At 55.4% G+C, this 26,693-nt stretch carries 22 protein-coding genes; all 22 read left to right on the forward strand.

The window, feature by feature from the left end:
• Positions 1 to 49: 49 nt before the first annotated feature.
• Entirely contained in the window at positions 50 to 481 is a 432-nt protein-coding gene (locus tag EGK14_RS17860) for a DUF5675 family protein (protein WP_125290445.1), read from the forward strand.
• A 17-nt stretch (positions 482 to 498) separates the two neighbouring features.
• Positions 499 to 1,221 (forward strand): hypothetical protein, encoded by a 723-nt coding sequence (locus EGK14_RS17865; protein ID WP_125290446.1) that lies wholly within the window; start codon positions 499 to 501, stop codon positions 1,219 to 1,221.
• 225 nt (positions 1,222 to 1,446) lie between these two features.
• Complete coding sequence (locus EGK14_RS17870; RefSeq protein ID WP_125290447.1) at positions 1,447 to 2,316, forward strand: glucosaminidase domain-containing protein; 870 nt, start codon at positions 1,447 to 1,449, stop codon at positions 2,314 to 2,316.
• A 122-nt stretch (positions 2,317 to 2,438) separates the two neighbouring features.
• Positions 2,439 to 2,696, forward strand: a complete 258-nt coding sequence (locus EGK14_RS17875) for a hypothetical protein (RefSeq protein ID WP_125290448.1) — start codon at positions 2,439 to 2,441, stop codon at positions 2,694 to 2,696.
• A 717-nt stretch (positions 2,697 to 3,413) separates the two neighbouring features.
• Complete coding sequence (locus EGK14_RS17880; RefSeq protein ID WP_233598531.1) at positions 3,414 to 3,758, forward strand: hypothetical protein; 345 nt, start codon at positions 3,414 to 3,416, stop codon at positions 3,756 to 3,758.
• A 206-nt stretch (positions 3,759 to 3,964) separates the two neighbouring features.
• Positions 3,965 to 4,816, forward strand: a complete 852-nt coding sequence (locus EGK14_RS17885; RefSeq protein WP_125290449.1) for a hypothetical protein — start codon at positions 3,965 to 3,967, stop codon at positions 4,814 to 4,816.
• 122 nt (positions 4,817 to 4,938) lie between these two features.
• Positions 4,939 to 6,975 carry a type VI secretion system-associated FHA domain protein TagH gene (gene tagH, locus EGK14_RS17890; protein ID WP_125290450.1) on the forward strand — a complete coding sequence of 679 codons (2,037 nt, stop codon included), beginning with the start codon at positions 4,939 to 4,941 and terminating at the stop codon, positions 6,973 to 6,975.
• A complete protein-coding gene (locus EGK14_RS17895; RefSeq protein ID WP_125290545.1) occupies positions 6,975 to 7,766 on the forward strand; it encodes a PP2C family serine/threonine-protein phosphatase in 792 nt (263 codons plus the stop codon). Before tagH ends, EGK14_RS17895 begins: the two co-directional genes overlap by 1 nt.
• Before the next feature lie 18 nt (positions 7,767 to 7,784).
• On the forward strand, positions 7,785 to 8,819 hold the full coding sequence (locus EGK14_RS17900) for a hypothetical protein (RefSeq protein WP_125290451.1): 1,035 nt from the start codon (positions 7,785 to 7,787) through the stop codon (positions 8,817 to 8,819).
• Between the two features lie 21 nt (positions 8,820 to 8,840).
• Entirely contained in the window at positions 8,841 to 9,650 is an 810-nt protein-coding gene (locus EGK14_RS17905) for a type VI secretion system accessory protein TagJ (protein ID WP_125290452.1), read from the forward strand.
• Complete coding sequence (tssE, locus tag EGK14_RS17910; RefSeq protein ID WP_125290453.1) at positions 9,643 to 10,194, forward strand: type VI secretion system baseplate subunit TssE; 552 nt, start codon at positions 9,643 to 9,645, stop codon at positions 10,192 to 10,194. The genes EGK14_RS17905 and tssE overlap by 8 nt, the downstream gene beginning before the upstream one ends.
• A 2-nt stretch (positions 10,195 to 10,196) precedes the next feature.
• Entirely contained in the window at positions 10,197 to 12,074 is a 1,878-nt protein-coding gene (gene tssF, locus EGK14_RS17915; RefSeq protein WP_125290454.1) for a type VI secretion system baseplate subunit TssF, read from the forward strand.
• Positions 12,071 to 13,120, forward strand: coding sequence for a type VI secretion system baseplate subunit TssG (gene tssG / locus EGK14_RS17920; protein WP_125290455.1), 1,050 nt, complete (start codon positions 12,071 to 12,073; stop codon positions 13,118 to 13,120). The genes tssF and tssG overlap by 4 nt, the downstream gene beginning before the upstream one ends.
• A gap of 137 nt (positions 13,121 to 13,257) precedes the next feature.
• Entirely contained in the window at positions 13,258 to 15,867 is a 2,610-nt protein-coding gene (gene tssH / locus EGK14_RS17925; RefSeq protein ID WP_125290456.1) for a type VI secretion system ATPase TssH, read from the forward strand.
• A gap of 25 nt (positions 15,868 to 15,892) precedes the next feature.
• On the forward strand, positions 15,893 to 17,323 hold the full coding sequence (locus EGK14_RS17930) for a serine/threonine-protein kinase (RefSeq protein ID WP_125290457.1): 1,431 nt from the start codon (positions 15,893 to 15,895) through the stop codon (positions 17,321 to 17,323).
• 196 nt (positions 17,324 to 17,519) lie between these two features.
• A complete protein-coding gene (locus EGK14_RS17935) occupies positions 17,520 to 17,957 on the forward strand; it encodes a hypothetical protein (RefSeq protein ID WP_125290458.1) in 438 nt (145 codons plus the stop codon).
• A gap of 180 nt (positions 17,958 to 18,137) precedes the next feature.
• Complete coding sequence (locus tag EGK14_RS17940; RefSeq protein ID WP_233598533.1) at positions 18,138 to 19,040, forward strand: hypothetical protein; 903 nt, start codon at positions 18,138 to 18,140, stop codon at positions 19,038 to 19,040.
• Positions 19,041 to 19,405: 365 nt separating this feature from the next.
• Positions 19,406 to 19,846 carry a hypothetical protein gene (locus EGK14_RS17945; RefSeq protein WP_125290459.1) on the forward strand — a complete coding sequence of 147 codons (441 nt, stop codon included), beginning with the start codon at positions 19,406 to 19,408 and terminating at the stop codon, positions 19,844 to 19,846.
• Between the two features lie 117 nt (positions 19,847 to 19,963).
• Positions 19,964 to 20,401, forward strand: a complete 438-nt coding sequence (locus EGK14_RS17950) for a hypothetical protein (protein ID WP_125290460.1) — start codon at positions 19,964 to 19,966, stop codon at positions 20,399 to 20,401.
• Between the two features lie 401 nt (positions 20,402 to 20,802).
• The gene (locus EGK14_RS17955) at positions 20,803 to 22,725 is read left to right on the forward strand and encodes a type VI secretion system Vgr family protein (protein ID WP_125290461.1); all 1,923 of its coding nucleotides are present in this window, start codon (positions 20,803 to 20,805) and stop codon (positions 22,723 to 22,725) included.
• Positions 22,722 to 23,144: a DcrB-related protein gene (locus EGK14_RS17960; protein ID WP_125290462.1), complete on the forward strand. Its 423-nt coding sequence runs from the start codon at positions 22,722 to 22,724 to the stop codon at positions 23,142 to 23,144. The genes EGK14_RS17955 and EGK14_RS17960 overlap by 4 nt, the downstream gene beginning before the upstream one ends.
• A gap of 3 nt (positions 23,145 to 23,147) precedes the next feature.
• Positions 23,148 to 26,693 (forward strand): DUF6531 domain-containing protein (locus EGK14_RS17965; protein ID WP_148101257.1); only part of this gene is annotated, 3,546 nt, incomplete at its 3' end.

A 26,693-nucleotide genomic window follows, 5' to 3' on the forward strand; every position in this document is an offset into this window, starting at 1 on the left:
TCCCCTCGCTGAGGGGATTGCATTATCATGATTAGAGAAGGGTTATTTTATGCAGGGAACCATTCTGGTTAAAAGGATACTACAAACCGAAAATTCAACAATTTCACGTTATAGTATCCCGGGAACAAAAATTTCTGGCTATATGTTAGAGAGACCGGGACCTGATACAACAACACCCAATAAAAGATTAAGAATTCCGGAAGGGGTTTATAACCTTAAATGGCATCAAACGGCTAAAGGATCGATAAGGGCATATAGTCCTGTCCCACTATTATATAACTCAGCTGTTCCTGTAACGCGTTATGTTTTAATACATAATGGTAACAAACCACAGCATACCGATGGATGCCTTCTGATTGGTAGTTCAAAAGCCGTAGATTTTGTCGGAGGGAGTGTTGGAAAGCTAAAAGAGCTAAAAACATTTTTGCAAAAAAACGGAATTGAAAACTTCAAAGTGATAATAAGCTCACAATATGAATAAATAATAAAGGACAAGTTATGAAAAAAATGATGCTATCAGTGGCAGGTATTTTCTTATTATGTTCCATGTTTTTTAGTGCAAACGCTTTTGCTGCTGCTCAAAAAAATATAACAGGTGTATTACAAGCTTACTGGTTTCCACAGTGGACAGATGAAGGAAAATCAAAACCCCCACTTATTATGATGCGTTTTTTTGAAACTGATGGCAAGGGCAATCAAACGTATTACCTTTACGATTTAAAAGAAAAAAATGGTGTGAAAGACTATTTTAACGTAGAGGAAACAGAGAAGTTCATTAAGAGTAATTTCAAAAATACTCCTGAAGAGTTTTTTAGATTTAAAGAGGGTCACACTGAACAGGTTGGTGTTTTATCGATCTCTAATCAGATGGTTATAGCTGAGTGTGATAATAAAAAAAACTACGCAAAATTTGATTCTTTCAAGCCGGTTTTAGGACGTGACTTTGATATAAAAAAATTAGAATTAAATTCTGGTTGTGATCCAGAGCCTTATTCAGTGATGTTCACGATTAAAGAAGGGCATGATGATGTTTTCCTTAAGTCAAAGCCTTTAATAACAAGTCAGAACGTTGTTAGTAAACCCATTTCTCAGCCGCTGGTAAAAATAAAAACTATTGATGACCAGTGGGTTAAAGTTGCTCTATACGATGCATCCCTGCCAGGCTCTCGTTCAAAAACTGAAGGCTACGTTAAATTTAGCGATCTGGATTTGGTTAACTGAAGTAAGGCAGGTAAATAACTCCCATAAGAAAAGGAGTGTGATTTTTTCCTTATGACAGATATGCCACTTAGGCATGCGAAAAGTGTTCCTCCCGGCAAAAGACATTAATTGCTCAGAAGAAGGAATACCTGCTGCTAAAAGCCGAGTTTTTCATGAAAGAAATCACTCAGTATTTCCCTCCGTTTTAACGTTAATTGGACAAATCTCTTTAATTAAGGAAATATTATGCGTTGGAAATTAACGGCCGCCGTGGGAAAAGGGCAGCCAAACCATCGTGATGATGTAAAAAAGGTGCAGGTTCTGTTAAACCGTGCAGCGCATGAGGATCACAGTGCAATCCTGCATGAAGACGGTCTGTTTGGCCCTAAAACCCAGGCAAGAATAGAAGAGTTCCAACGTAATCAGGTGCATCTTTCGCATGCGGATGGCGTGGTCAACCGCAACGGGCCCACTTACGGCACGCTTAACGCTGGTGGCAGGCCTGCTCAGCCGCATACGGCATCTGTACCGCGCCCGGCGGCACCCGCCGCGGCTGCTCATGTCGTTGAGCCTGATAGTGGACTGGCGAAATTACTGCAACAGCGGGCGGCTCAGCGTCCGGCTAACCGCAAAGTTGTCTGGTTTAATCGTGCCTTACCTGCAGCCATTAACGTTAAAGCACGCTGGGGCGTACCGATAGCGGTGACTCTTGCTCAGGGCGCGCTTGAGTCCTCTTGGGGCACGCACGCACCGGGCAATATTTTCTTTGGGGTAAAAGGGAAATCTCCGGACGGCAAGTCCATCAACGTGACCACCCATGAAAACTATGGCGGCAAGTCAACGGTAATCCAGGATGGTTTTCGGTCTTATGATACTCTCGAGCAGTCTGCGGATGACTACGGCCGCTTTCTGGCAAGCAACCAGCGCTATGCGGGGGCATTTGCTTATCGTAATGACCCGGAGAAGTTTATTCATGTCGTGGCGAAGGCTGGTTATGCGACCGATCCGCACTATGAGAAAAAAATCCTGAGCATCATTCGTGTTAACGGCTTGAAAGATTATGATGCGCCTGATGTGGCCACCTCTGCCACATTCCAGAACGCCCTTCATCAATAAATTACTCCTGCAGGTAAAATATGATAGTTAACACAAACGTAAAATCTCTTTTGCTCGCGTCCTTACTGGCAGTAGCCGGTTGTGCGACTGCCACCCCTGAGCCGGTAAGCAATCCGGTTATCATGCAGGTAAAAACTACGGTAGAAAAAGAGAAGCTGGTTACTAACCCTGCCTGTACGGACTATCTTCTGACCAAAAGTGCCCAGCCGGGCGTTGATCTGGTAGAAGTGATGGAAAAACACGGCGGCGCCTGCCCGGGCGATGCGCAGGTCCAGCATCGGTTATTCAGCGTTTATGTCGATCAAAAAACCAAACAGATGGCCAGCGATAAAGACGATCCGGAAGAGGGTAACCTGAAGCTTCTTTCTCCTGCTGGCTGAGTACGATTCCTGCTTGCGAAATGAGAGTGATAACATCATTGATACATAAGGTAAAAATGGAAAATCTTATAACAGTGGTTTTACTCCTCTCATTCCTTTCAGGATTGTCGACTTTTCTGCTGCTGATTTACCACGACGTCTCACGGAGAGAAATACACCGCAAAAATAACGTCGCATTTTGCTGAAGGGAACCTTTCCTGCGATGACGTAACTTTTGATTCAAAGAGTAATAAAACCGGAAAAGGTATTTCCCTTAAGGGGAAAACGGTAAATGTTAACTGCCCTAATGTCTGTAGTTTTGAGGGTTACGAATTTAAGAATGGTCTCTATAAATACTATTTTGTAGCAGGCAATAATGGCCTTTGGGAACTTGATCTATTTAAAAGCGGTAGGTGGTCTCATCAGATAAAGGTAAAGTGGAATAGCGTTAATGGATCTATTTTAATGAAAGTGATTCTGATTGCTAAGATATTATAAAGAAGGTTATACTTTCTGAAAGCGTACAATGCTAAATGGAAAATTATTCCTTTTTAATTTCACCTGAAATAGAGAAAAAATGATTTCTGAACTGAAATATTACAAAACTCATCTTTGAAAGATATAGCATCTATGTGTACAGAGTATGATAAGATAAAATCAGAATAAAAACTAAATTAAACTTTCTTGCGATCGTCCTGATTAAAATTACACCAGCTCTATTATTAATAAAGAAATATAATGAAAAATTTAAAGTCTTTTCTTTTTGCTTTACTCCCAGTGATAAGTTTTCACACCGTGGCCACCAGCACGGCAGAGTCAGCAGTCATACAGGTTGAAAATACCGTCGAGAAAAATAAGCTGGTTCCCGATGCGGCCTGTGTGAATTATTTGATAACAGAAGACGCTGAGCCTGGTCTGGATTTGGTTGATGTAGTAGAGAAGCACGGCGGTAACTGTCCGGGCGATCCCGAAACACAGCCCCGGCTATTTAGCGTCTATGTCGATCAGAAAACAAAACAGATGATCAGCGATAAAGACGATCCGGTAGAGGGTGATTTTACCCTTTTGGTACCGGATAAATAAAAAAACATCTTATTGCGGTTTCTGCCTTTTGAGAATAAAACCAGGGCCAGCATGCCGCTGATATTTTTATCCGTAAGGTAGAAATCTGTCAGCAATCTTAGCCAGACGAATGGCCTGCTGACACCATAATTTAACGGGTTATGCATTGACACGTGAAGGCAATATCATGCTTCTCGCTATGCCTTAATTTTTTACCGGAACTCAGTATGAAACGCCTTTTACTCTCGCTTGCCTTATTAACCAATGTCGCCGTCGCCAGTCCGCATCTGGTTAAGGCAGAGGCTGATACGTTCGCGCCTGAACTGGCGCAAAAAGCCCTGTCGCTGGATATCGCTGGCGCAGAGCCGTTCGGCCAGCAGACCTTTGCCGTACGGGACAGCGGCCATTTACTGGGCGTGATGGTGCCGGGCAAAGGTCTGCTGCGGGCCGATATGAACGCCTGTTTTATTGGCTGGTCGCGCGATGGTGAAAGCCTGGTAAACCTGGTGCCGACCATCGGCTTTAACCGTTTTGACGGTGAAGCCTGCGAAGACGTGAAGGGCGTGGGCGTGATTTCCTCCCCTGGCGACCGCGAGATCAGGATCGCCGTGATCTATACCGCCACTACGCTGGTAGAAACCTCGCTGGCCGCGGTGGTGCTGGCGTACGATCCGCACTCCCACTCGTTGCTGGTAGATAATGCGCTGTCGCAAAAAGTGAATAATGCCTCAATGGACAGCGTACCGAAAATCCGCCGTTTTTATGCGGCGCATCCAGCCAATACGGCCACTTTTGACAGCAAAAAATATCTGGCCCGTATTACGGCCTGGTGCGAAGAAGGCAATGTGGACTGCGATGATGTCACGCTTGATTCCAGGAGCAAGCTCAGCGGCAAAAGCATATTGCTGCAGGGCAAAACCGTTAATGTTAACTGCCCGGACGTCTGCGATTTTCGCGGATACGCTTTTGAAAATGCGGATTACACATACACCTTTATCACCAATGACTTTGAACGCTGGACAATGAATATCAGCAAGGGCGACCAGGTGATAGACAGCGTCGAAGGCACTATGCGCTGACGAAACCGTCCCTGTTTAAAGCTGTCGGGATAGCGCAATCCATGCCGGGCAGCACTCAGTTTCAACGCCCGCCGGGCCTACCGGCGCGGCCCGAATGCCGAAATCCAACGCAGGAAAACGTGATGCGATTTACGATAATAGCGACCAAAGCTGGCCAGCAGCCGCCGCAGAGCAGCTGCGACTTTCTGCCGCCGGGCGGCACTATCGGCCGTGGCGCCGACAATAACCTGGTGCTGCCGGATGATGACCGTACCATTTCTCGTCTGCAGGCCATTGTGCATATCACGGCCGACGGCGAGTGCCGCATTACCAACCGCGGCAACGTGACGCTGGTGCATCTGAACGATATTCCGCTGGAGCGGGGTCGGCAGGTGGATTTGCAGGATGGCGACATCCTTAGCATTGATGAGTACCGTTTACAGGTCAGCGAACTCAACGTGACGGCGCAGCCTGCGGCAAGGCCCGCGCCGGTTGCCCGACCGGCCGCGCCGTCGCAGGAAAGCGCGCCTGCCGCTATTCCCAGTGAAATCTGGGATAGCCTGGCGCAGGAGTTTTCCATCAGCGACAGCCTGTCCAGCCGCAGCAGGCCCGCGCCCACCGGATCGGATCCGCTGACGGAAAAAGCGCAGGATCGTAACCCGGTTGATCCGCTGGCCCAGTTTGCCGATAAGCCAGCGCCGCAGCTGGATCGTCGGGATCGCACGCCTGACTCTCTGTTCAGCAGCGAATCGCTGTTCGATCGGCAAAGCATTTTTGACGACAGCACGCCGGGCACGCTGACGCCGCAGCAGCAGCAGGACAAAAAGCAGCAGCTGGATCCGATGGCGCTGTTCGGCAGCGGCAACGGCACGCCAGCCGACGGCGACGATCCGCTGGGGTTGATGATGGGCAACGCCGTACCGCTGACGCCGATGGATGGACCGCAGCAGAAGCGCCCGCAGACTGCGTTCGCGCCGCCGTCGCCAAAGGCGCTGGACAGCCACACGCAGACGACCGGCAGCTCAACGCGCAATCCGCAGGCAGCCGACGATCTCAGCAAGTCTCCGCTGTTCGATACTAATCCACAGGCAGCTGACGATCTGAGCCGATCGCCGCTGTTCGATGCCGATCCGCAGGCGGCTGGCGATCTCAGCAGGTCGCCGCTGTTCGATGCCGATCCGCAGGCGGCTGACGATCTCAGCAGGTCGCCGCTGTTTGATGCCGATCCGCAGGCGGCTGGCGATCTCAGCAAGTCCCCGCTGTTTGATGCCGATCCGCAGGCGGCTGACGATCTCAGCAAGTCCCCGCTGTTTGGCGAAAACGCGCAGGCGGCTGACGACCTCAGCAGGTCATCGCTGTTTGCTGAAAACCCGGCGAGCGACGCCGATTTCAACGAGCCGACCACCGCCGTGCGGCCGCCGCAGCAGGACTACAGCGGCATCACGCTGCCGACGCCGCAGGCCGTCGCGCGCAGCACCACGCCGCCGCCTAAAGGGCGTCTGCGTATCGATCCGGTTGCCAATACGGCTTCGCAACAGCACAGCGCTTCCGGCGACGGACAGCGGCTGGACGGCGAGCTGCTGGAGGCGCTGATTGGCGGCATGGGGCTGAACGATCTGCAGCCGACGCCGCGCTTTGACCGCGACTCGATGCAGGAGCTGGGCCAGATGCTCAGCATGTTCTCGCAGGGAACGGTGGCGCTGCTCTCCTCCCGCTCGATCCTCAAGCGCGGCGTAAAAGCGGAAATGACGGTGATCCTCGACGAGGCCAATAACCCGTTCAAGCTGCTGCCCTCCGGTAAGTCGGTGCTGATGCAGATGTTCGGCAGCCGGATGCCGGGCTTTATGCCGCCTAAGCAGTCGGTGCGCGACGCGCTGGTCGATTTACAGGCGCACCAGCTGGGCATGATCGCCGGGATCCGCGCGATTATCGCTTCGATGCTGCAATCCTTTAACCCGCAGCAGCTGGAAGAAGAAGCGCGCGAAGAGGGCGCCATCTCCCGCCTGTCGCTGCCCAACAGCCGTAAAGCCGCGCTATGGGAGCACTTCGCCAAACGCTATGGCGAAACGGCGGGCGAAATTGAGGATGACTTCCATACGCTGTTTGGCGAGGCCTTCCTGCACGCCTACGACATGGAAGTGAACCAGTACAAAGATTCTCAAATCAGATCGGAAGAATGATGAATATCACCATTGCCTCTATGTCGCACCAGGGCGCCCGTGACAGCAATCAGGATCAGACCGGCGAGCGCATCGGCGAACGCTCGGCCTGTTTCGTGGTTTGTGACGGCGTGGCGGGGCTGCCGGGCGGCGACGTCGCGGCGGAGCTGGCGCGCGACACCATTCTCGAACGCTTCGACGGCGAGCAGCACCTGGACGCGCAAAGCATCCGCCGATACGTCAACGACGCCAACCGTGCGATTCGCCAGCAGCAGGCGAGCGGCGACCATAAGCGTATGGGCACCACGCTGGTGAGCCTGTTTATCGACAGGGATTTCGATCTGGCCTACTGGGCGCACGCGGGCGACAGCCGCCTTTATCTTTTTCGGCGCGGCTACCTTTATCACGTCACTACCGACCACAGCCTGGTGCAGCAGATGAAGGATGCCGGTCACCAGACCGAAGGCATCAACGGCAATTTGCTCTATTTTGCGCTCGGCATGGGCGATGAAGAACGGGATGCCAGCTACAGCGACGTAGTGGAAATTGAAGACGGCGACGCTTTCCTGCTTTGCACCGATGGGTTCTGGCACGGGCTTTCGCAGGAAAACATGCAGGAGTCGCTGCATATGGTCAATACGCCGGACGAATGGCTGACGCTGATGCAGCAGGTTATCCGCAAAAACGAGCGGCAGTCCACCGCCAGCCAGGACAACTACAGCGCCGTTGCCGTCTGGGTCGGCGATCCGCAGGACACCACGCTGCTGCATTCGCTGGAAGCCGCAGCACAGTTTTTCCCTCTTCGTGATTAAAATAAGGCTTTAACCCTCATGAAATATTGGCTAACGGCTGTCACCCTGCTGATTACATCCGGTGCCTGGGCACAGGATTACCGCGTCGTGACCGCTAAGTCACTGCAAATGGATGTGTGGATTGATAACGTTAAAGATCAGAAGCCTGCCAGCTGGTGCAGGCGTGAGATCCCGCTGCGCATCGTGGCTAACGGTGACAAAGATCCGGTAAAGGTAAACGACCTGCTGCCGCAGGTGGCGGGCCTGATGTCCCACAGCTGTACGAAAATAGCGGCGTTTCAGTGGCAGCTGACCGACAGCAACGGCAAGGCGCTGGCGCACGGCAACGCCACTAAAGCACAGGGCTGGCAAAGCAAAGCGGAAGCGGAAACGCCAGCAGCTGCCGCCGCACCAGCGCAGGCGGCAGTCCAAAACACGCCTGCTGCTGCGTCAGTTCAAAACACGCCTGCCGCTGCGCCGGTAGAAACCGCGCCGGTTAATGCCGAAGATCTTTCACCGCCGGCGGATACCACGCCGTGGATCCAGTTCAGTCTGTTGGATGGCTGCCATTTTCGCACCTACTGGAACAGCAGCAGCCATACCAGCGCGCTGTTCGTCCCGGCAAAAGGCGGCGTTGTCTGCGGCAGCGACGGCTGGCTCAGCGGCGACAGTCAGCTTGCGCAGCTGGGTAAAGGCGCGGCCCAAAAACGTCAGGTCAGCTTCGTGCAGGGCTTTCCGGTTTCCGGGCTGAACGGCAAAGCGATTGGTCGCGATACGCAGATCACCACCGTTAACAACGAGCGTATGGTACTGAGCGACGAGCGCTCGCCGCAGAGCTGGATGATTGTGCCTTACGCGCCCGCGCTGAACGGCTGGCAGGCTGACGGTACCGTGGTGGTGGCGATAAGCCAGCAGGAAGCCAGCGATGAAAATATCCTGAAGGCGCGCCTGGACGAAGTCCGCAAGGTCTGGTCGCCTTATCTGGCCGACGGCGCGGTGGTAGTCAAGCTGGTGGATGACATCCATCCGCAGCTGAAAGATCCGGCCGCCGGTGCTTACCGGACGCTTAACTGATCCCTGTGCCCGAGGAAAGCTATGAAATCTCTGACTCAACTGATGTCCGGCGCCACGCTGTTGGAAACCCTGGCGCGCGTCGAAAGCGATATCAAAAGCCGCCCGGCGGATGCCGACCTGCGCGCCGCCTTTGTCCAGCTGCTCTGCCTGGCGGGCCACTGGCCGCGCGCCAAAACCCAGCTGAAATCCTGGCTGGCCCTAAAGCCACAGGCTAAACCCACCATCACGCTGCTGGAGCAGACCATTACGGCGGAAATCCAGCGCGCGGCGGTCTTTGAAGGCCTGGCGATGCCGAGAATGCCCGGCGAGGCGTTCGCCTGGGCGGAAGCGTTACTGAAGGCGCTGCGTAAGGAACATGCCGAAGAGGCCGAGGAGTTACGCGCGGCGGCTTTTGCGGCGGCGCAGGCCATTCCGGCCCGCGTCACCATGCAGGACGAGCAGGCGCAGACCGTGGCGTGGCTGATCGACGGCGACGGGCGTCTCGGCCCGATCTGTGAGCTAATCGTTAACGGCCATTACACCTGGCTGCCGTTTGCCGCCATTCGTGAAATGCGTTTTCAGCCTCCGGCGAGCGTCACCGATTTGGTCTGGCGGCACACGGCCGTCACGCTGATCGACGGCAGCGAGCAGGTTTGCCAGCTGCCGGTGCGCTATCCGTTTGCGGATACGGCCGAAGACAACCTGCGGCTGGGCGCCGTCACCGAGTGGACGCCGCTGGGCGATGAGCAGTTTATCGGTCACGGTCAGAAAACCTGGCTGAGTGAAGAGCAGGATTTTCCGCTGCTGAGTCTGACGCATATTGTTTTTGCAGCGGAAGTCGACGATGAGTGACGGTCGCGATTTGCTGCACGGCGGTTTTCGCCAGCGCGGCAGGGAGACGATGACGGCGCGCGATAAAATGCAGCCGTCGCTGCTGGACAGGCTGACCGACAACGCGCCGGATAAGCCGCAGGAAGCCCCCGGCAGCCGCGTGATTTCGCACGCCACGCTGAAGCGCAACGTTCTGCGTGATTTGCAGTGGCTGTTTAACAGCATCAACAACGAAGCGCAGCAGGATCTTTCGCCGTTTCCGCACGTGCAGCGCTCCGCTTATAACTTTGGCGTTGCGCCGCTGGCCGGACAGCGTATGTCCGATATCGAACTGGCCGATATCCAGCGCAAAATCACCAACTCTATTTTGTATTTTGAGCCGCGCATTCTGCCTGCCGGGCTTCAGGTGCGCTGCATATCAGACACCAGCTCGCTCAGCCTGCACAACATGCTGTCGATTGAAATCAAAGGGCGGCTCTGGTGCGTGCCTTATCCGCTGGAGTTTCTGTTCCGCACCGATCTGGATTTAGAAAACGGCCATTTTGAACTGAAAGACGTAGGGTAATTATGGACAGCAAACTGCTCGATTATTACAACCGTGAACTGGCGTACCTGCGCGAAATGGGGGCGGAGTTCGCCGAACGCTATCCCAAAGTCGCCGGACGGCTGGGCATGAGCGGCATCGACGTGGCCGATCCCTATGTCGAGCGGTTAATGGAGGGCTTCGCCTTTCTGACCTCGCGCGTGCAGCTGAAAATGGACGCCGAGTTCCCGCGCTTTTCGCAGCGGATGCTGGAGATGATCGCGCCCAACTATCTTTCGCCCGTGCCTTCTATGGCGATTGCCGAACTGCATCCCGACGGTAAAAAAGGCGATATCAGCGGCGGTTTCCTGGTGCCGCGCGGTACCATGATGGACAGCCAGATGCTGAAAAAAAGCGGCGTCACCTGTAGCTACGCCACGGCGCATGACGTGGTGCTGCAACCGCTGCGCATCGCTCAAGTAGAGCTGGGCGGCGTGCCGGCGGATATTCCTCTGAGCAGCATGGGGCTGAGCCAGCGCGGCGCGGTCAGCGCGCTGCGTATTCGCCTGGAATGTTTCAGCGAAGTGGCGCTCAGCCACCTGACCCTGACCGATCTGATGTTTTTCCTCAGCGGCCCGGATATTCAGGCGCAGCAGCTGCTGGAGCTGATGATGCAGCACAGGGTCGGCGGTTTTTGCCAGACGGTGGAGCCGCAGCCGCAGCGGATGGTGCTCAGCGACGACGCGCTGAAACAGGAAGGCTTTGCGGCTGACCAGGCGCTGCTGCCGGAGGATCTGCGCAACTTTGACGGCTACAGGCTGCTGCAGGAATACTTTGCCTTTCCGGCCCGCTTTCAGTTTGTCAGCGTCAGCGGCCTGGGCGAGCTGCCTTCGCGCTGCGGGCCAGAGGTCAAAGCCTTTGAGATTGTGCTGCTGCTCGACAAGGCCGATGCGGCGCTGGAGCGGACGATCGACAAGAGCCATCTGGCGCTGCACTGCACGCCGGTTATCAACCTGTTTCCGAAAACGGCGGAACGGCAGAAAATCAGCGAGAGCGTGCACGAATATCATCTGGTGGTCGATAACATTCGCCCGCTGGACTACGAAATTTATGCGGTCAAAAAGCTGTACGCCACGGGCGACAGGCAGCAGGGCGAGCAGGTGTTCAGACCCTTCTGGAGCACCTTCAGCCGTGACGAAGGCGACTATGGCGCTTACTTCTCGCTGCGCCGCGAGCAGCGCACCCTGTCTGAGCGCGCGCAGCGTTACGGCACGCGTACCGGCTATATCGGCTCTGAAGTTTTCCTTTCGCTGGTGGACGAACGCCAGTCGCCGTGGCGCGACGATCTGACCCATCTGACGGCGGAAGTACTGTGCACCAGCCGCGATCTGCCGCTGATGCTGCTGGCGCAGGATCAGGGCAACTTTATGATGGCCGATTCGGTGCCGGTCAGCCAGCTGACGCTGCGCAAAGGCCCGACGCCGCCGCGTCCCGCGCTGGCGGAAGGTATGGCGACCTGGCGGCTGATCAGTCATCTGCAGCTGAACTATTTAAGTCTGATGGACAGCGACGACGGTCAGGGCGCCACGGCGCTACGCCAGCTGCTGGCGCTGTACGCCAACCTGGCTGAAGCGCCGGTGGCCCGGCAGATTGAAGGCATTCGTCATTGTCAGCTCAAACCGGTCAGCCGCCGTGTGCCGGAACCCGGCCCCATTGTATTCGCTCGCGGTATCGGTATCGAGCTGAGCGTCGACGAACAGGCATTTTCCGGGGCCAGCCCCTGGCTGCTGGGCAGCGTGCTGGAGCAGGTTTTCGCCAGGCTGGTCGCCATCAACAGTTTTACGGAGCTGACGCTGACCAGCCAGCAGCGCGGTGAAGTCGGCTACTGGCCCGCGCGCATGGGCAAAAGGGCGCTGATATGAACGTGTTGCGTATTCGCAAAGCGCGGCGGCTGCCGGAAACCTTCTGGTCTGACATCACGCAGGCACCGTGGCGCTACGATCTGTTTCAGCTGCTGCGCAGGCTGGACGCCCAGGGCGGCGAACGCTACCCGCTGGGACGCTCGCCGCTGCCGCGCCATGAACCGTTGCGTATCGGTCAGGAGCCATCGCTGGCTTTCGCCCCCGCCACGCTGTCGAAAGTCGCCCCGCGTGAAAACAGTCCGCTGCACGATATCTCGATTTTAAGCTTCGGTCTGTTTGGCCCGAACGGCCCGCTGCCGACCCACCTGACGGAATATGCCCGCGAGCGCATCACCCATCATCAGGATGGCAGCATGGCGGCCTTTGCCGACCTGTTTCACCACCGGCTGACGCTGCTGTTTTATCGCGCCTGGGCCGATGCGCAGCCCACGGTGTCGCTGGATCGGGAAGACAATCAGCGCTTCGATCGTTATCTGGCGAGCCTGATTGGCATGGGCCAGCCGGGCCAGCTGGCGAAAGGCAGCCTGAGCGAGCATGCGCGCTATGGCGTGGCCGGGCATTTAACCCGTCACGCGCGCGACGCCGAAGGCCTGCAAAAGATCCTCAGCCACTATTTTAAGGTGCCGGTCAGGCTGGTGGGAAACGTGCCGCACTGGCTGCCGATCGACAGCCGCGAGCGGGCGAAGCTGGGCGCAGGCCGATACGCGCCGAAGCTTGGCGAATCAATGTTTCTGGGCGTGGCGGTGCGCGACGTGCAGCATAAGTTCCGCATCGAGCTGGGGCCTATGCCGCTGGAAACCTATAACCGCTTTCTGCCGGGCGAGGCCTGGACGACAGAGCTGCGCGACTGGGTGCGGCAATACCTGGGCATTGAATATATCTGGGAGCTGAAGCTGATCCTGGCGGCGGAAGAGGCCAAAGGGATCCGGCCCGGCGACGCAACCCGGCTCGGCTTTAACAGCTGGCTCGGCCATTTAAAAAGCGGCGAGCCGCTGCGCGATTTGACCTTCAGCCCTGAACCGGCGGAGCAGGTCGCCGCCGGATAACGTTTTGTTAAAACCTGCACGACCTCGACAGAGAATGTCACTTTTTCCGGCCGCCTTGCCGAACCGGGCCGTTCGCTTATCGGGCTTGTTCTTTACGGCTTCCTGTTTTATCCGTCATCTACTTACCGGGAACAACCATGTCAGAAATCAGCCGCGCCGTACTGTTCGGCAAACTGGACACGCTGTTATTTACCTCGCTGGAAAGCGCCACCGCCTTCTGCAAGCTGCGCGGCAATCCCTATGTGGAGCTGGTGCACTGGCTGCATCAGCTGATGCAGCAGCAGGAAGGCGATCTGCAACAGGCGATCCGCTTTTTTTCACTGGATGAAGAGGCGCTGACGCGTGATATCGTTGCCGCGCTGGATCGTCTGCCTCGCGGCGCAAGTGCGGTGTCGGATCTGTCCGAACATATCGACAGCGCGGTTGAGCGCGCTTGGGTGTACGGCTCGCTGAAGTTCGGCGTACAGCAGATCCGTGGCGGCCATCTGCTGATCGGCCTGCTGAAAACCTTCAATCTGGCCAACGTGCTGAAAAGTATCTCGCCGCAGTTTGGCCGCCTCAGCGCCGATACGCTGCTGGAGCAGTTCGACAGCGTGTTTGCCAACAGCAAAGAGAGCAGCGTCACCGCCGCGCCGGTACAGGATGGCGCCGTGCCGCAGCAAAAAAGCACGCTGGCACAGTATGCGCAGGATCTGACGGCGCGCGCGCGCGAAGGCAGGATCGATCCGATCGCCGGACGCGATGAAGAGATCCGCCAGATGGTGGATATCCTGATGCGTCGCCGCCAGAATAACCCGCTGCTGACCGGCGAAGCGGGCGTGGGTAAAACCGCAGTAGTGGAAGGCCTGGCGCTGCGCATGGCGGCAGGCGACGTGCCTGAACCTCTGCAGAACGTGCAGCTGTGGCTGCTGGATATCGGCATGTTGCAGGCCGGCGCGGGCATGAAAGGCGAATTTGAGGCGCGCCTGCAGGCGTTGATCAACGAAGTGCAGTCCAGCCCGACGCCAATTATTCTGTTTATCGATGAGATCCACACGCTGATCGGCGCGGGCGGGCAGCAGGGAACGGGCGATGCCGCCAACCTGTTAAAACCGGCGCTGGCTCGGGGGCAGCTACGTACCATCGGTGCGACAACCTGGGCCGAATACAAAAAGTATATCGAAAAAGATCCGGCGCTGACCCGTCGTTTCCAGACCGTGCAGGTGCAGGAGCCGGACGAAGAGAAAGCGCTGCTGATGCTGCGCAGCGTGGTCGCCCCGTTGGAGAAGCACCATCGCGTCCTGCTGCTGGATGAGGCCGTCGCGGCGGCCGTTAAGCTTTCCCATCGCTATATTCCTGCCCGCCAGCTGCCCGACAAAGCGGTAGCGCTGCTGGATACCGCCTGTGCTCGCGTTGCTGTCAGCCAGAGCGCGCAGCCGCCGCAGCTGGAAGACTGTCTGCATCGCATCCATGCGCTGGAGATTGAAAAAGAGATAGCGGAGCGCGAAGCGAAAGTGGCGATTGGCGATCCCGCCCGCGTGGAAAAAATCCGCGAGCAGCTTGCCAGGCTGGCAAGCCAGCGTGATGAACTGCACGCACGCTGGCAGGCAGAACGTGCGCTGATCGATACCATTATCGCGCTGCGCGTGCAGCTGCACGAGGACAAAGCGGAAGACATTGCCGCCCTGCACCAGCAGCTTGCGGAGCAGCAGCAGCAGCTGAAAACGCTACAAGGCGAAGCGCCGCTGCTGTTTGCCGCCGTGGATGCCAACGTGGTCGCCGCCGTAGTGTCAGACTGGACCGGCATTCCGCTGGGCCGCATGGTGAAAAACGAAATCGATGCGGTACTGAAGCTGGCAGACACGCTGAACGAGCGCGTAATTGGTCAGCGCCACGGCCTGGAGCTGATTGCCAAACGCGTCCGCACTTCCCGCGCGCGGCTGGACGATCCCAACAAGCCGGTGGGCGTCTTTATGCTCTGCGGCCCGTCCGGCGTCGGCAAAACTGAAACCGCACTGGCGCTGGCGGAGACGCTTTACGGCGGCGAGCAGAACATTATCACCATCAATATGAGCGAGTTTCAGGAAGCGCACACCGTTTCCACGCTGAAGGGCGCACCTCCGGGCTACGTCGGCTATGGCGAAGGTGGTGTGCTGACCGAGGCCGTGCGTCGCCGTCCTTACAGCGTGGTGCTGCTGGACGAGATCGAGAAAGCGCATCCCGACGTGCATGAAATCTTCTTCCAGGTGTTTGATAAAGGCTGGATGGAAGATGGCGAAGGCCGCCATATCGATTTCCGCAACACGCTGATTATTCTGACGTCCAACGTGGGTACGCAGCTTATCAGCGCCATGTGCGCCGATCCGGAACTGGTGCCGGAACCGGATGCGCTGGCCGGTGCGCTGCGTGGGCCGCTGCTGGAAGTCTTCCCGCCAGCCCTGCTGGGCCGCCTGCTGGTGGTACCTTACTATCCGCTGAGTGATGAGATGCTGGCCAGCATCGTGCGTCTGCAGCTAAAACGTATCCAGCAGCGTCTGGAACAGAACCACGGCATCGTCTCTGAAGTGGATGACAGCGTGATTGCACGCATCGTTCAGCGCTGTACTGAGGTAGAATCGGGCGGCCGTATGGTCGATGCCATCCTTACCAACACGCTGCTGCCGCAGATGAGCCAGCTGCTGCTGGATGCACACCGGCGTGAAGAGCAGTATCAGCGCCTGAAGGTGACCCTGCACGACGGCGAGTTCCAGTGTCAGTTTGAGGCGTAAGCCGCAATTAAGAGAGTTGTCCAATATGTCAGAACAAGATATTCCGCGAGCCTTTCCTAACGCTCTGCCGGTGGGCTACCGCTTTAATGAGTTTGAAATTAAAGAGGTGATCGGCGGCGGCGGCTTCGGCATCGTCTATCGCGCCTGGGATCACCAGCTTGAACGCACCATCGCTATCAAAGAGTTCATGCCCGCCTCGCTGGCGGTGCGCAATGACGACCTGACGCTGGTGCTGCGCAGCGAACGTTTCAGCAAGACGTTCGCCGCCGGGCTGAACAGCTTTATTCAGGAAGCACGCCTGCTGGCCCGCTTTAATCATCCTAACCTGCTGCACGTGCTGCGCTTTTGGGTGCAGAACGATACCGCCTATATGGGCACGGCCTTCTATACCGGCACCACGCTGTCGCAGCTGCACAGCCGCCGTCCGGAGATGATCAGCGAAGCCTGGATCCGCTGTCTGCTGCCGCCGCTGTTTGGTGCCATCAACACCATTCACCGCGAAGGCTATCTGCACCGCGATATCTCGCTGGATAATATCCAGATCCAGGAAAACGGCGTGCCGGTACTGCTGGATTTCGGTTCCGCCCGCAAAGCTATCGGTAACCTGTCCGACGAAACCGAAACCATGCTCAAACCGGGCTTCGCACCGATTGAGCAGTACAGTGACGATAACGAGAGCGAGCAGGGCACCTGGACCGATATTTATGCGCTGGGCGCGGTGCTGCATACGCTGATTGTTGGCTCGCCGCCGCCGGTCAGCGTGGTGCGCAGCATCGAAGACAGCTACAAGCCGCTGGTGCAGCAAAAGCCTGCAGGCTACTCGCTGCCGTTGCTGCACGCCATTGACCGTGCGCTGGCGCTGCAGCCGGAAGATCGTCCGCAGACCATAGACGAGCTGGCGGCGCTGATGGCGCTTTCTCCCAGCGAGATCAACGAAATCGTTGAGGTGAAGGTCAGCGGGCCGGGCACGATGCTGGTGCCGGTGGAAGAAGAGCCGGCCGCGCCAAAAGCCACCGGCCTGAAACGGTTTATGGTGCCAGGGCTGATTGCCGCGGGCGTGCTGGTGGGGATTGGCGTGGGTGCGCTGATGGCGGGCGGTGGCGGCAACGATGCGCCGCAGATGGCCGCGTCTGAAGCGCCCGCGGCAACCACAGCGCCGGTGGCTGCCCAGCCGCCAGCGGAAACCGCTAAAGCGCAGCCGGAAGCCGCGCCACAGGCCGCCGAGCCTGCGCCACCGCCGGAACCGGTCGCGCAGGTCTACATCAAGCTGCTGCCAGGTGACAAAGTGGCGATGAACGGCAATCCTCAGGCGCTGGTGCCGTCGCCGAACGGTTTTGCCATGCTGCAGCTGCCGCCGGGCGACTACCGCTTCAGCATCAGCAACCGGGGCCAGACCCGCGATCAGAGCATTACCGTCGATCGCGAAGGCGTATGGTTGCTGAACCCGCAAAGCTGAGGCCGCGCGCTGCTCAATTCCTGTCCATTCCTTATCCGCCCGGCGTTCCGCCGGGCCTGCCAGTCCGGGAAATTATTCTTTGGTAAGGATGAGCATAGGGAGGTGGGCGAGAAGAGCGGTGGTGGTGGTGAAGGTAGCATTATCGATGGGTGTAAGACGGTTTTGATGAGTAACTAATTTCTCGTGGGAATTTTTTATGAAAATGATAGCTTTATTGTTTTTTTTAGCTATCACGCTTTATTTTGTCTGGCGCGCTAACCTATCCTCCGGGAAAATAAAATTAGTGAGCGTGGGTAAGGGATTGATCGGTGTATTTCTGGGGGTTATCGTCTTGGGGTTTTTTCTTAAACTTCTGGTGGCCGTCATTCCTGGATTTACTAATGATGCTGCCGGCGATTTAATGGAGGAAATAGGCGCCTCATTTATAGTGGTATGGGGGATGGGGTTTTTAATTGTAGCAATATCGGTTATATTTGGCCGGATCATGGATTTTCACAAGCACTATAATTTTGAAAATTATAAAAAATTTTCGCCAGTTACCAGTAAGTTGGCCCCAGGTTTTCTGATTTTTGCTAAGTGTTTAGTATCTTTGGGGGCTGTATTGATGCTTTATGGTATTTGGCTTACGAATTAAATCAGAAGGAGATGTTCTATAGGTTTTAATATCGAATATAGATCCCCTGTTGCTCCTGGTTTTACTAAGTAAGAGATTGAACGGCATTTCTGGAAGTGCCTTTATACTTCTTCAGAACAAGAGACGCTGCATTACTGGATGGTATTACCAAAAAACCTTAAGCCAGCATAATTGGAACCGGTGGCTTTTCCCGGAACGGGATTAACAAATATTGGCCGCTATTTTACTACTGACGAATCGCCTTACCTTGAAGTCTGGGCAGCTTATGAGCGCTGTCAGTGGGAAATGAATGCATCCGACTGGTTATTTAAAAAGCTCGCTTTGGCGGGTGAAAAAGTTCTTCATCGCCGTCTTGTGGGCAAAGCCGTAGAAAATGGTATTTTTGCTGATGTTTTAACTATCAAGGTGCACTCTTCCGGTGATGAGGTGATCTCACTATATACTGTGCAAAAGGATTATAATAAAGATAAAGGTGGCGGGAATTATTTTTCTCTAAAAGTTTCCTGTGCCTCTCAGAATTATACCGCACTGGCGCATGATATTTATTTTATGGCAGTCAACTGGGATCTTTTGCATTGCAGTAATTTAGCTATGGCTGAATTGATCACCTCAGTAGCTCTGGGAGGTGAAAGTGCTTTTAAAATCCCTCTTTCCTGGCATGCTAAAATCATTGAAAAAAATAGAATTGTTGTCGGTCATACAACTGATAATCCCAGTGCTGGTGTTATTAATTTCTATTTCTATTCTGTCGGCGAATGCCATGCGCCTCAAGCTGTCTTTGATAAATCAACAGCTCGTTTTGTTCAGCATGATGATTCCGTAATCCTTACAGCAAACGAGCTGGAGGATTTTCCGAATGGCATTAATCCTGAGCTGGGCTCAATACAAACCTGTACTGGTGAATTATATAGCGAGAAGGAAAAGATACGAGCCTTCTATCAAAGCTATATCTTTAATGATTCAGGTGTATGGTGCTATATTGAGCTGGTCGGCCAGCAGCGTAATAATGAAAACTATAAATTCAAAGCTAACAAACGCTGCCTGGAGATAATTTTGGCCACTTTAAATATAAAGGCCAGCTAACTGAGGCAGATCAGGGTTGTCTTTGTAAAGAGGCTTTACAGCGAGTCGGGTTTATTTACAGGTCAACTTTTTATCCGCTATAGCTAAGACATATTAACCAGCTATTTGGGGGCAGTGGCCATTAACAGCGCTGCTATCTTGCAGATTATCAATCAGCCCGGTACTGCCGGTCCGGAAAATCACTACGTTTGATCGTATCAACGTCATCCTGCTGGTCGAAGGCATGCTGTTCTGGAAGTATTCTTGGGAAAGTTATTGATTATCGTGTTGATGAAGACTGGATTAATAAAGTAGATAATGTCAGCGATGGGCGTTTTCTGGTGGTTGTAATACGGTTTTGGTAGGGGGGTAAAAGGGGGTATCTGATGAAGTATGTAAGCTTTTTATTTTTTGTTTTAATTTCAATCGGATATATATGGAGCGGGAAAGATGTTTTTGTACGAAAGGATTGGATTAAATTTGGTCAGCATTTTATTAGTGTTGCAATAGCTATTACTATTGTAGGCTTTATTATAAAAGGCTCGCTTGCTGTTTTTCCCGAGTTCTCCCGTTCTACGGCCAGGTTCATTTTAGCTGGTTTTAGTCTTTCATCCATAATGGTGTTAGGATTAAAATTTTTAGTCGTGATGATGTGCGCTATTTTCGCAAGAATTATGAAATTCCACCAGGTGAAAAATCAAAACAATTATAATAATTTAAGTGTTTTTACGAGCGGGATTTCTTTGCCTATGTTAAATTTTTTTAAATTATTGCTGTCCGCTGTTGGTGTAATAATTTTTTATGGTATCTGGCTTGCTCAGCCATAAAGCATAAGGGAATGCTATGATTTTTGACGCCAGCTACAATTTTCATCTTGCATTTCCTTTACTAAAGAGGAAATGAAGTAATAATATTTTATTGAATTTAAACATAACGGGTAGAGTATGTCCTGGTTAGGTTTCTTTTTTTTTCTGACTTTATCACTATGGTACGTATGGAATGGTAAAGATAATTTTTCTAAAAAAGAATGGGTTCTTTTTTTTGCTAAAATAGTTTCCGTTTTGATTGTTACGGCTTTATTTGGCAGGGTTATGTATAATATGATAATGGTGTGGAATTTTATGTCTATACCAGAGGCGAAAAAAATCACTGCTTCTTTGGGGGGCGCTTTTATTGCCGTGCTTGGAAGCAAGTTTTTAGTAGTGGCAATTTTTTCAATATTTTCAAATGTTCTGGGCTTTCATAAGCAGAGTAATGAAAAAAATTATGAAAAAATATCCTCTTTGTCGAAAGCTATATCGCCGTCACTTGTTCTTTTTGTTAAATGTTCAGTTTCTGCAGTGTCGGCAATGATGCTTTATGGGATTTGGTTAGGTAGATAACAACAGGATGCTATGAAAAATCACATCGGCTACAATTTTCCTTTTGCCTCTCCTTTTACTAAAAAGAAAATGAAGCAACGCTACTGAAAGTGTCTTTACACATTTTCAGATGAGAAAATGCTGCATTATTGGGTAGCATTGCCAAAAAGCCTGAAGCCAGCTGAAGTAAAGTCGATAGCATGCCCGGAGGCAGGATCAGTAAATATCGGGCGCTATATCACTTCGAAGAAAATAAAAGGTGTATTGAGATCATTTTTTCCACCATGCAAATTTTAGCCAGTTAAAGCCATAGCTTTTTGATTGAATTACAATAATCCTGCTTCGGGAAGTATACTACGTCTGACCACCCTAATCCTTATCCGCCCGGTTTACCGCCGGGCCTGCCAGTCCGGGAAATCACTATGTTTGATCGTATCACCGTCATCCTGCCGGTCGAGGGCCTGCTGTTCTGGAAGCTCAGCGGCCGGGAACGCCTCGCCGGCGCCTTTGAGTTCACCGTGGAGCTGCTCAGCACCGACGCGCGCATCGACCGCAAAACGCTGCTGGGCCAGCCGGTTACCGTCTGCATCCCGACTCAGGGCACGGGCACGCGCTACCTGAACGGCAAAATCACCCGCGCCGGGGTCTACAGCCAGGAGCTGAACGGCACGCGCTACGCGGTGTACCGCCTGAGCATGGAGCCGGACCTGTGGCCGATGAAGCGCGACCGCAACCTGCGCATCTTCCAGGGGCAGACGGTGGTGCAGATAATCAAAACGCTGCTGGAGGAGTATGGGGTGACGGTGGAGGACCGGCTGACGGGCAGCTACCGGGTGTGGGAGTACTGCGTGCAGTACCAGGAGAGCAGCTTCGACTTTATCAGCCGGCTGATGGAGCTGGAGGGGATTTACTACTTCTTCCGCCACGAGGCGGACCGGCACACGCTGGTGCTGGCGGACAGCGCGCGGCAGCACCAGCCGTACGCGGGCTACGAGGTTATTCCGTACCACGCGACGCCGTCGGGGGGCAGCACCTCAACGGAGGGCATTAGCGTGTGGGAGATGGAGGACAGCGTGACGCCGGGCATCTACAGCATAGACGACTACGACTTCCGCAAGCCGAACGCGTGGATGCTGCAGGCGCGGCAGAACCCGGCGTCGCCGGCGCCGGGGCAGATAGACGTGTACGACTGGCCGGGGCACTTCGTGGACCACGACCACGGGGAGCACTACGCAAAAATCCGCCAGGAGGTATGGCAGGTGGAGCACCGGCAGATAAGCGCGGTGGGCACGGCGCTGGGGCTGGCGCCGGGGAACACCTTCACGCTGCTGAACGCGCCGTTCTTCAGCGACAACGGCGAGTACCTGACGGTGAGCGCGTACTACGACTTCGAGGAGAACCGCTACGCCAGCGGGGGCGACGGCGGCACGAAGCACAATATCGCCATCGGGGTTATCCCGTCGGACGTGACGTTCCGTGCGGCGCCGAAAACGGCGTGGCCGCGCACGCACGGGCCGCAGACGGCGAAGGTGGTGGGGCCGAAGGGCGAGTCCATCTGGACGGACAAGTACGGGCGCATCAAGGTGAAGTTCCACTGGGACCGGCTGGCGAAGGGTGACGACACCAGCTCGTGCTGGGTGCGCGTGTCGAGCGCCTGGGCGGGCCAGGGGTTCGGCGGCGTGCAGATCCCGCGCGTCAACGACGAGGTGGTGATCGACTTTATCAACGGCGATCCGGACCGGCCTATCGTGACGGGCCGCGTGTACAACGAGGCGAGCATGCCGCCGTGGGCGCTGCCGGCTGCGGCGACGCAGATGGGCTTTTTAAGCCGCTCGAAGGACGGCACGCCGGACAACGCCAACGCGCTGCGCTTTGAGGACAAGGCGGGCGAAGAGCAGGTGTGGATCCAGGCGCAGAAGAATATGGATACCAATATCAAAAATGATGAAACCCGAGCGGTGGGTGGTAATCAGACGGTATCCATTAATAAAGATTTTACCAGCACGGTGAGCGGCGCTTACGTGCAGAAAACACAGAAATCACGTAATGAACTGGTGGGAGGAGACTACGAGCTTTGGGCGCAGGATGGCTTGCAGATCGCTGCCGGACAAGGCATCAGCTTTGTTTCGGGCGAGAGCGTGCTGACGCTCGATCCCAACGGCACGATTTCGTTGCAATGCATTCAGTTCCAAATCAACGCCACCGGCAACGGACAAATCAATACCGGCGGCACGCTGGATCTGAATATCAGCACGCCAACGCCGGGCATCACGCCCGATCCAACACCGATGACTATCGGCTATGAGGTTCTTCAGGCCTTCGATAAAAAAGGAAGCAATTCATGAATTACATTTTATCCGAAGGCACGCTGACGTTACCTGAAGCGGTCCAGGAACAAAGTATTACCTTACTGAAACTGCCCAAAGCTCGTGCCACGCTGGTCGTGACCCGGGCATGGGATGTGCAGGAAGGCGAAGAAGTGCGCTATCTGCAACAGCAGTTGGAAAAAGTGAAACGCGATATGAAAAAATTCGCGGCTGAAAAAGTGCAGGAGGCGCTTTTCGGCGGCCTGCCTGCGCAGGAAGTCGCCATGCGATTTGAAAACCAGGGCGTGCAGGTGGTGCAAAAACTGCTGGTTGTCAGAACCGCTACGCATCTGATGACGCTGACCTTCAGCCGGGCAGGCTCTTTCGATCCCGCTTCCCTGACCGTCTGGCAAGATATTAAGAAGGGATTTATTCCTGCCGCAGGATCGGAGGCCTGAGTAATGTCCGAGTCGATCGCAGCTCGTTTAGACGATCCTTTAGTGCACAGCTCTGCACTGGCGGATCTTGTCAGCGGATTAGTCGAAGGAGCTATCTATACCGGCATTTTAGCCGGCGCTGGCCTGCTGTTTGCCGTTAATCCGGTGGCTGGCGTCGCGGTTGGTGCTGCTGTCATGCTGGGCGCGATGGCGTCCGGCTATCCTGAAAAATTGGGCAACAAAGCCAGCGACGCTGTGGATGGCCTGCTGGATACGCTGGGTATGCGCGGGCCGCCGGATGCGGTTATAACCAGCGGTTCTGATAACGTTAAGATCATGGGCAAGCCGGCTGCACGCGCGGCAGGAACCGTAAGCCGTGCCTGGCTGGCTTCGCCGTCTGTTGGCAGCGAAGAAGCGCCGGGGCTGAAAGATATTGCCATGGCCGTGGCAGGCGGGATCGCTTCCACTATCCGCCATCCGGGCGATGCGGTAAGCGCCGCGCTGGACAAAGTCAGCCATCTCAGCGCCGCATCGGTGGGCAGCTGGTTCGGTAATCTCTGGGACGACCTGATTCAGCCGACCGTTGCCAGCGCCAGCCCTTACGCTACGCCAGCGAACAAAGACACCGTCGCCTGTACCAAAGGACATCTGGCCGAGAATGCCAACTTCCTGGCGGAAGGGTCAAAAAAGGTCATGATCAACGGCCATCCTGCGGTGCGCAACGGTCACCGCAGCACCTGTGAGGCCACCGTTCAGGTCAGCGATAACCCGCGCGTACGCATCGGCGGGGACAGCGTGGTGGTGCGCGATATCCGTAGCGGCAAAAACATGCTGGCCTATTTTGTCGGTGGCCTGCTGAGCGGCGGTATCGGTAAAGAAGGGGCAAAACTGCTGGAACAGCTTTTTACCCGCGTTGCGGCGCGGCGCGCGCTGCGGCAAATCACCTGTACGATCGTTTCTGAAGCAGGAGGAACGGTTGCCGCAGGCGCCATCTCCTCCGCGGCGATGCAGAGTTTTCACCCGGTTAACTATGCTACCGGGGCCAAGATCCTGGCCGGTCAGGACGATCTGGATTTTGTGCTGGAAGATCGTATCCCGCTTTACTGGCAGCGCATCTATCACAGCCGCAATCTGACGACCGGCCTGCTGGGCACGGGCTGGATGCTGCCGTTTGAAACGCGCCTGCTCCGCTTTCGTCATCCGGATGGGACTTTCCAGTTTGCCTGGCGCGATATAACGGGTCAGGAGCTGGGTCTGGGCGAGATTACGCCAGGCGACGTGGTGCGTTTTGATGAAGAGGGCTTTACGCTGTTCTGCTCGCTGCAGGGCGTTATCGTTATGCAAACCGCGCAGGGCGAGTTTCATCTTTATGAGCCGGATCCGCAGCGCGAAGGCGAGTGGCGTATTGGCCGTATCTACGATCGTCACGAAAACTGCCAGCACTTTAGCTGGAACGAGGCCGGACAGCTGACCGCCATCGCTGGCGATAATGAAGCGCTGGACGTGCGGCTGAGCTATGAACCGCAACACGGCCGGCTGGCGGCGCTGCATCAGGTGGTCGCCGGGGAATTACGTCCTCTGGTGAACTACCGCTATAACCCGCAGGGCCAGCTGATTGCGGTTCAGGATGCCGACGGTGTTGAAACCCGCCGCTTCAGCTGGGATCGCGCCAGCGATCTGATGGCGTCGCACAGTTACGCCACCGGCCTGACCGTGGCCTACCAGTGGCAGCCGGCCCGCGATCCGCGCTACTGGCGCGTATATGAATATCAGGTTCTGGACGACCAGCAGCATTGCCTGGAGCGCTGGCTGATCGATGCTGATGAAGAAGATCGCAGCGCCACGGTGACCTGCTTTTCCGGCGGCACCACACAGCATCGGTGGGACGAGCTTTGCCGTATTACCGATTATATCGACAGCTATGGCGCGCACTGGCGATACCGCTGGGCGGAGCAGGGCGACCTGCTGATGGCAACCCTTGCGCCGGGCGATCGGGTCTGGGCGTATGACTACGATGAGCGCGCCAATCTGTCGATGGTGCGCGATCCGCTGGGTCAGACCACCACCACCCTCTGGCATCCATCCTATGCTTTTCCGTTAAAAGAGGTGCAGCCCGACGGTGCGGTGTGGCAATACGAGTACAACGACGCCGGAGATGTTATTGCGGTAACCGATCCGCTGGGCGGTACCAGCCGTTTTACCTGGAACGAGCAGGGCGATTTACTCACGCGCACCGACGCGCTGGACAACACGCATCGCTTCTGGTGGAACGAGCGCGGGCAGCTCCGGCGCGACGAGGACTGCTCCGGCAACCAGAGCCATCGTCTGTATGATGACGCAGGAAGGTTGCTGAGCAGCACGGACGCGGAAGGCAATACCACGCGTTATCGCTGGAGCGCGGCGGGTCGGCTGCAGTGCCTGACGCGGCCTGACGGACGTGAAACGGAATATGAATACGATCGCGCCGGCATGCTGGTGGGCGAGAACGTCGACGGCTTTTCAGAACGGCACGTGGCCCTTAACGTGCGCGGGCAGGTTGTCAGCCAGACCGATCCGGCAGGGCATATTACCCGCTATCAGTACGATCGCTTTGGACGGATGACGGCGTTAAGCAATCCAAACGGCGATCGCTGGCAGTTCGAGTATGACAACAGCCAGCGCCTGCTGGCGCAGATTGACTACGCGGGGCGTCGCAAAAGCTATGGTTATGACGAGCTGGGCCAGGTTACGGAAGTCGTACAGCATCCGTTGTCTGTTGAAGGCGAAAACCTGCCGCCTCACCGCACGCAGTTTGAATATGATGAAGTCAGTCGCCTGACGGTGAAAACTACGCAGCAGCACCGTACCGAATATCACTACGGCCCGGACTGCGTGGAAGTCAGAAAGATAGCGCTGACGGAATGGGAGAAGGCACGAGCTGAAGGCCGTGAGGCAGAAGCCGAAGTACTGACCTTAACCAGCGACGCGCTGGGCAACCTGCTCAGCGAAGAGAACAGCGGCGGGCTGTTCACGCATCAGTATGACGCGCTGGGCAACCTGACCGGCAGCACGCTGCCGGACGGGCGCGAGCTGAACTGCCTGCGCTACGGCACCGGTCATCTGCTGCAGATGAACCTGAAAATGCACGGTAAGCAGAGCGAAATCGCGGGCTATCAGCGCGACAGGCTGCATCGTGAGATCGATCGCACCCAGGGCGCGCTGCATCAGGAGACGCGCTACGATCCTGTCGGGCGGATCGTGATGCGCCGCAGCGGCTTTATCGATCGTTCAGGCGTGGTGCTGGAGCGCCGCTATCGCTGGGATCGTCTGGATCAGGTGATGCAGCAGCTGGTGTCGGACAGCGCAACGCGGCAGAACGAGTGGGCAAACCAGCAGCAGCGCTTTGGCTATGATGCAACGGGGCAGGTCACGCGTGAAGTCCGCACCTATAAGGAAGAGCATTTCAGCTGGGACGCTGCCGGAAACCAGACCGACAGCCCGGGCGAAACCGTCTGGCGCAACCTGCTGCTCAGGCTGAAGGGTGCGCGCTGGCGCTACGACGGCTTTGGTCGCATGACGTGGCGGAAATCG

It is taken from the genome of Erwinia sp. 198 (assembly GCF_003937915.1).
Classification (GTDB): domain Bacteria; phylum Pseudomonadota; class Gammaproteobacteria; order Enterobacterales; family Enterobacteriaceae; genus Erwinia; species Erwinia aeris.

What these genes read in the sequence shown, in the direction of transcription:
- tssH (WP_125290456.1), top strand. Translation starts at nt 13,258, where the DNA reads ATGTCAGAAATCAGCCGCGCCGTACTGTTCGGCAAACTGGACACGCTG.
- tssF (WP_125290454.1), top strand. Translation starts at nt 10,197, where the DNA reads ATGGACAGCAAACTGCTCGATTATTACAACCGTGAACTGGCGTACCTG.
- EGK14_RS17960 (WP_125290462.1), top strand. Translation starts at nt 22,722, where the DNA reads ATGAATTACATTTTATCCGAAGGCACGCTGACGTTACCTGAAGCGGTC.
- tssG (WP_125290455.1), top strand. Translation starts at nt 12,071, where the DNA reads ATGAACGTGTTGCGTATTCGCAAAGCGCGGCGGCTGCCGGAAACCTTC.
- EGK14_RS17885 (WP_125290449.1), top strand. Translation starts at nt 3,965, where the DNA reads ATGAAACGCCTTTTACTCTCGCTTGCCTTATTAACCAATGTCGCCGTC.
- EGK14_RS17900 (WP_125290451.1), top strand. Translation starts at nt 7,785, where the DNA reads ATGAAATATTGGCTAACGGCTGTCACCCTGCTGATTACATCCGGTGCC.
- EGK14_RS17875 (WP_125290448.1), top strand. Translation starts at nt 2,439, where the DNA reads ATGCAGGTAAAAACTACGGTAGAAAAAGAGAAGCTGGTTACTAACCCT.
- tssE (WP_125290453.1), top strand. Translation starts at nt 9,643, where the DNA reads ATGAGTGACGGTCGCGATTTGCTGCACGGCGGTTTTCGCCAGCGCGGC.
- EGK14_RS17870 (WP_125290447.1), top strand. Translation starts at nt 1,447, where the DNA reads ATGCGTTGGAAATTAACGGCCGCCGTGGGAAAAGGGCAGCCAAACCAT.
- EGK14_RS17905 (WP_125290452.1), top strand. Translation starts at nt 8,841, where the DNA reads ATGAAATCTCTGACTCAACTGATGTCCGGCGCCACGCTGTTGGAAACC.
- EGK14_RS17865 (WP_125290446.1), top strand. Translation starts at nt 499, where the DNA reads ATGAAAAAAATGATGCTATCAGTGGCAGGTATTTTCTTATTATGTTCC.
- EGK14_RS17950 (WP_125290460.1), top strand. Translation starts at nt 19,964, where the DNA reads ATGTCCTGGTTAGGTTTCTTTTTTTTTCTGACTTTATCACTATGGTAC.
- EGK14_RS17935 (WP_125290458.1), top strand. Translation starts at nt 17,520, where the DNA reads ATGAAAATGATAGCTTTATTGTTTTTTTTAGCTATCACGCTTTATTTT.
- EGK14_RS17895 (WP_125290545.1), top strand. Translation starts at nt 6,975, where the DNA reads ATGAATATCACCATTGCCTCTATGTCGCACCAGGGCGCCCGTGACAGC.
- tagH (WP_125290450.1), top strand. Translation starts at nt 4,939, where the DNA reads ATGCGATTTACGATAATAGCGACCAAAGCTGGCCAGCAGCCGCCGCAG.
- EGK14_RS17860 (WP_125290445.1), top strand. Translation starts at nt 50, where the DNA reads ATGCAGGGAACCATTCTGGTTAAAAGGATACTACAAACCGAAAATTCA.
- EGK14_RS17945 (WP_125290459.1), top strand. Translation starts at nt 19,406, where the DNA reads ATGAAGTATGTAAGCTTTTTATTTTTTGTTTTAATTTCAATCGGATAT.
- EGK14_RS17880 (WP_233598531.1), top strand. Translation starts at nt 3,414, where the DNA reads ATGAAAAATTTAAAGTCTTTTCTTTTTGCTTTACTCCCAGTGATAAGT.
- EGK14_RS17955 (WP_125290461.1), top strand. Translation starts at nt 20,803, where the DNA reads ATGTTTGATCGTATCACCGTCATCCTGCCGGTCGAGGGCCTGCTGTTC.
- EGK14_RS17930 (WP_125290457.1), top strand. Translation starts at nt 15,893, where the DNA reads ATGTCAGAACAAGATATTCCGCGAGCCTTTCCTAACGCTCTGCCGGTG.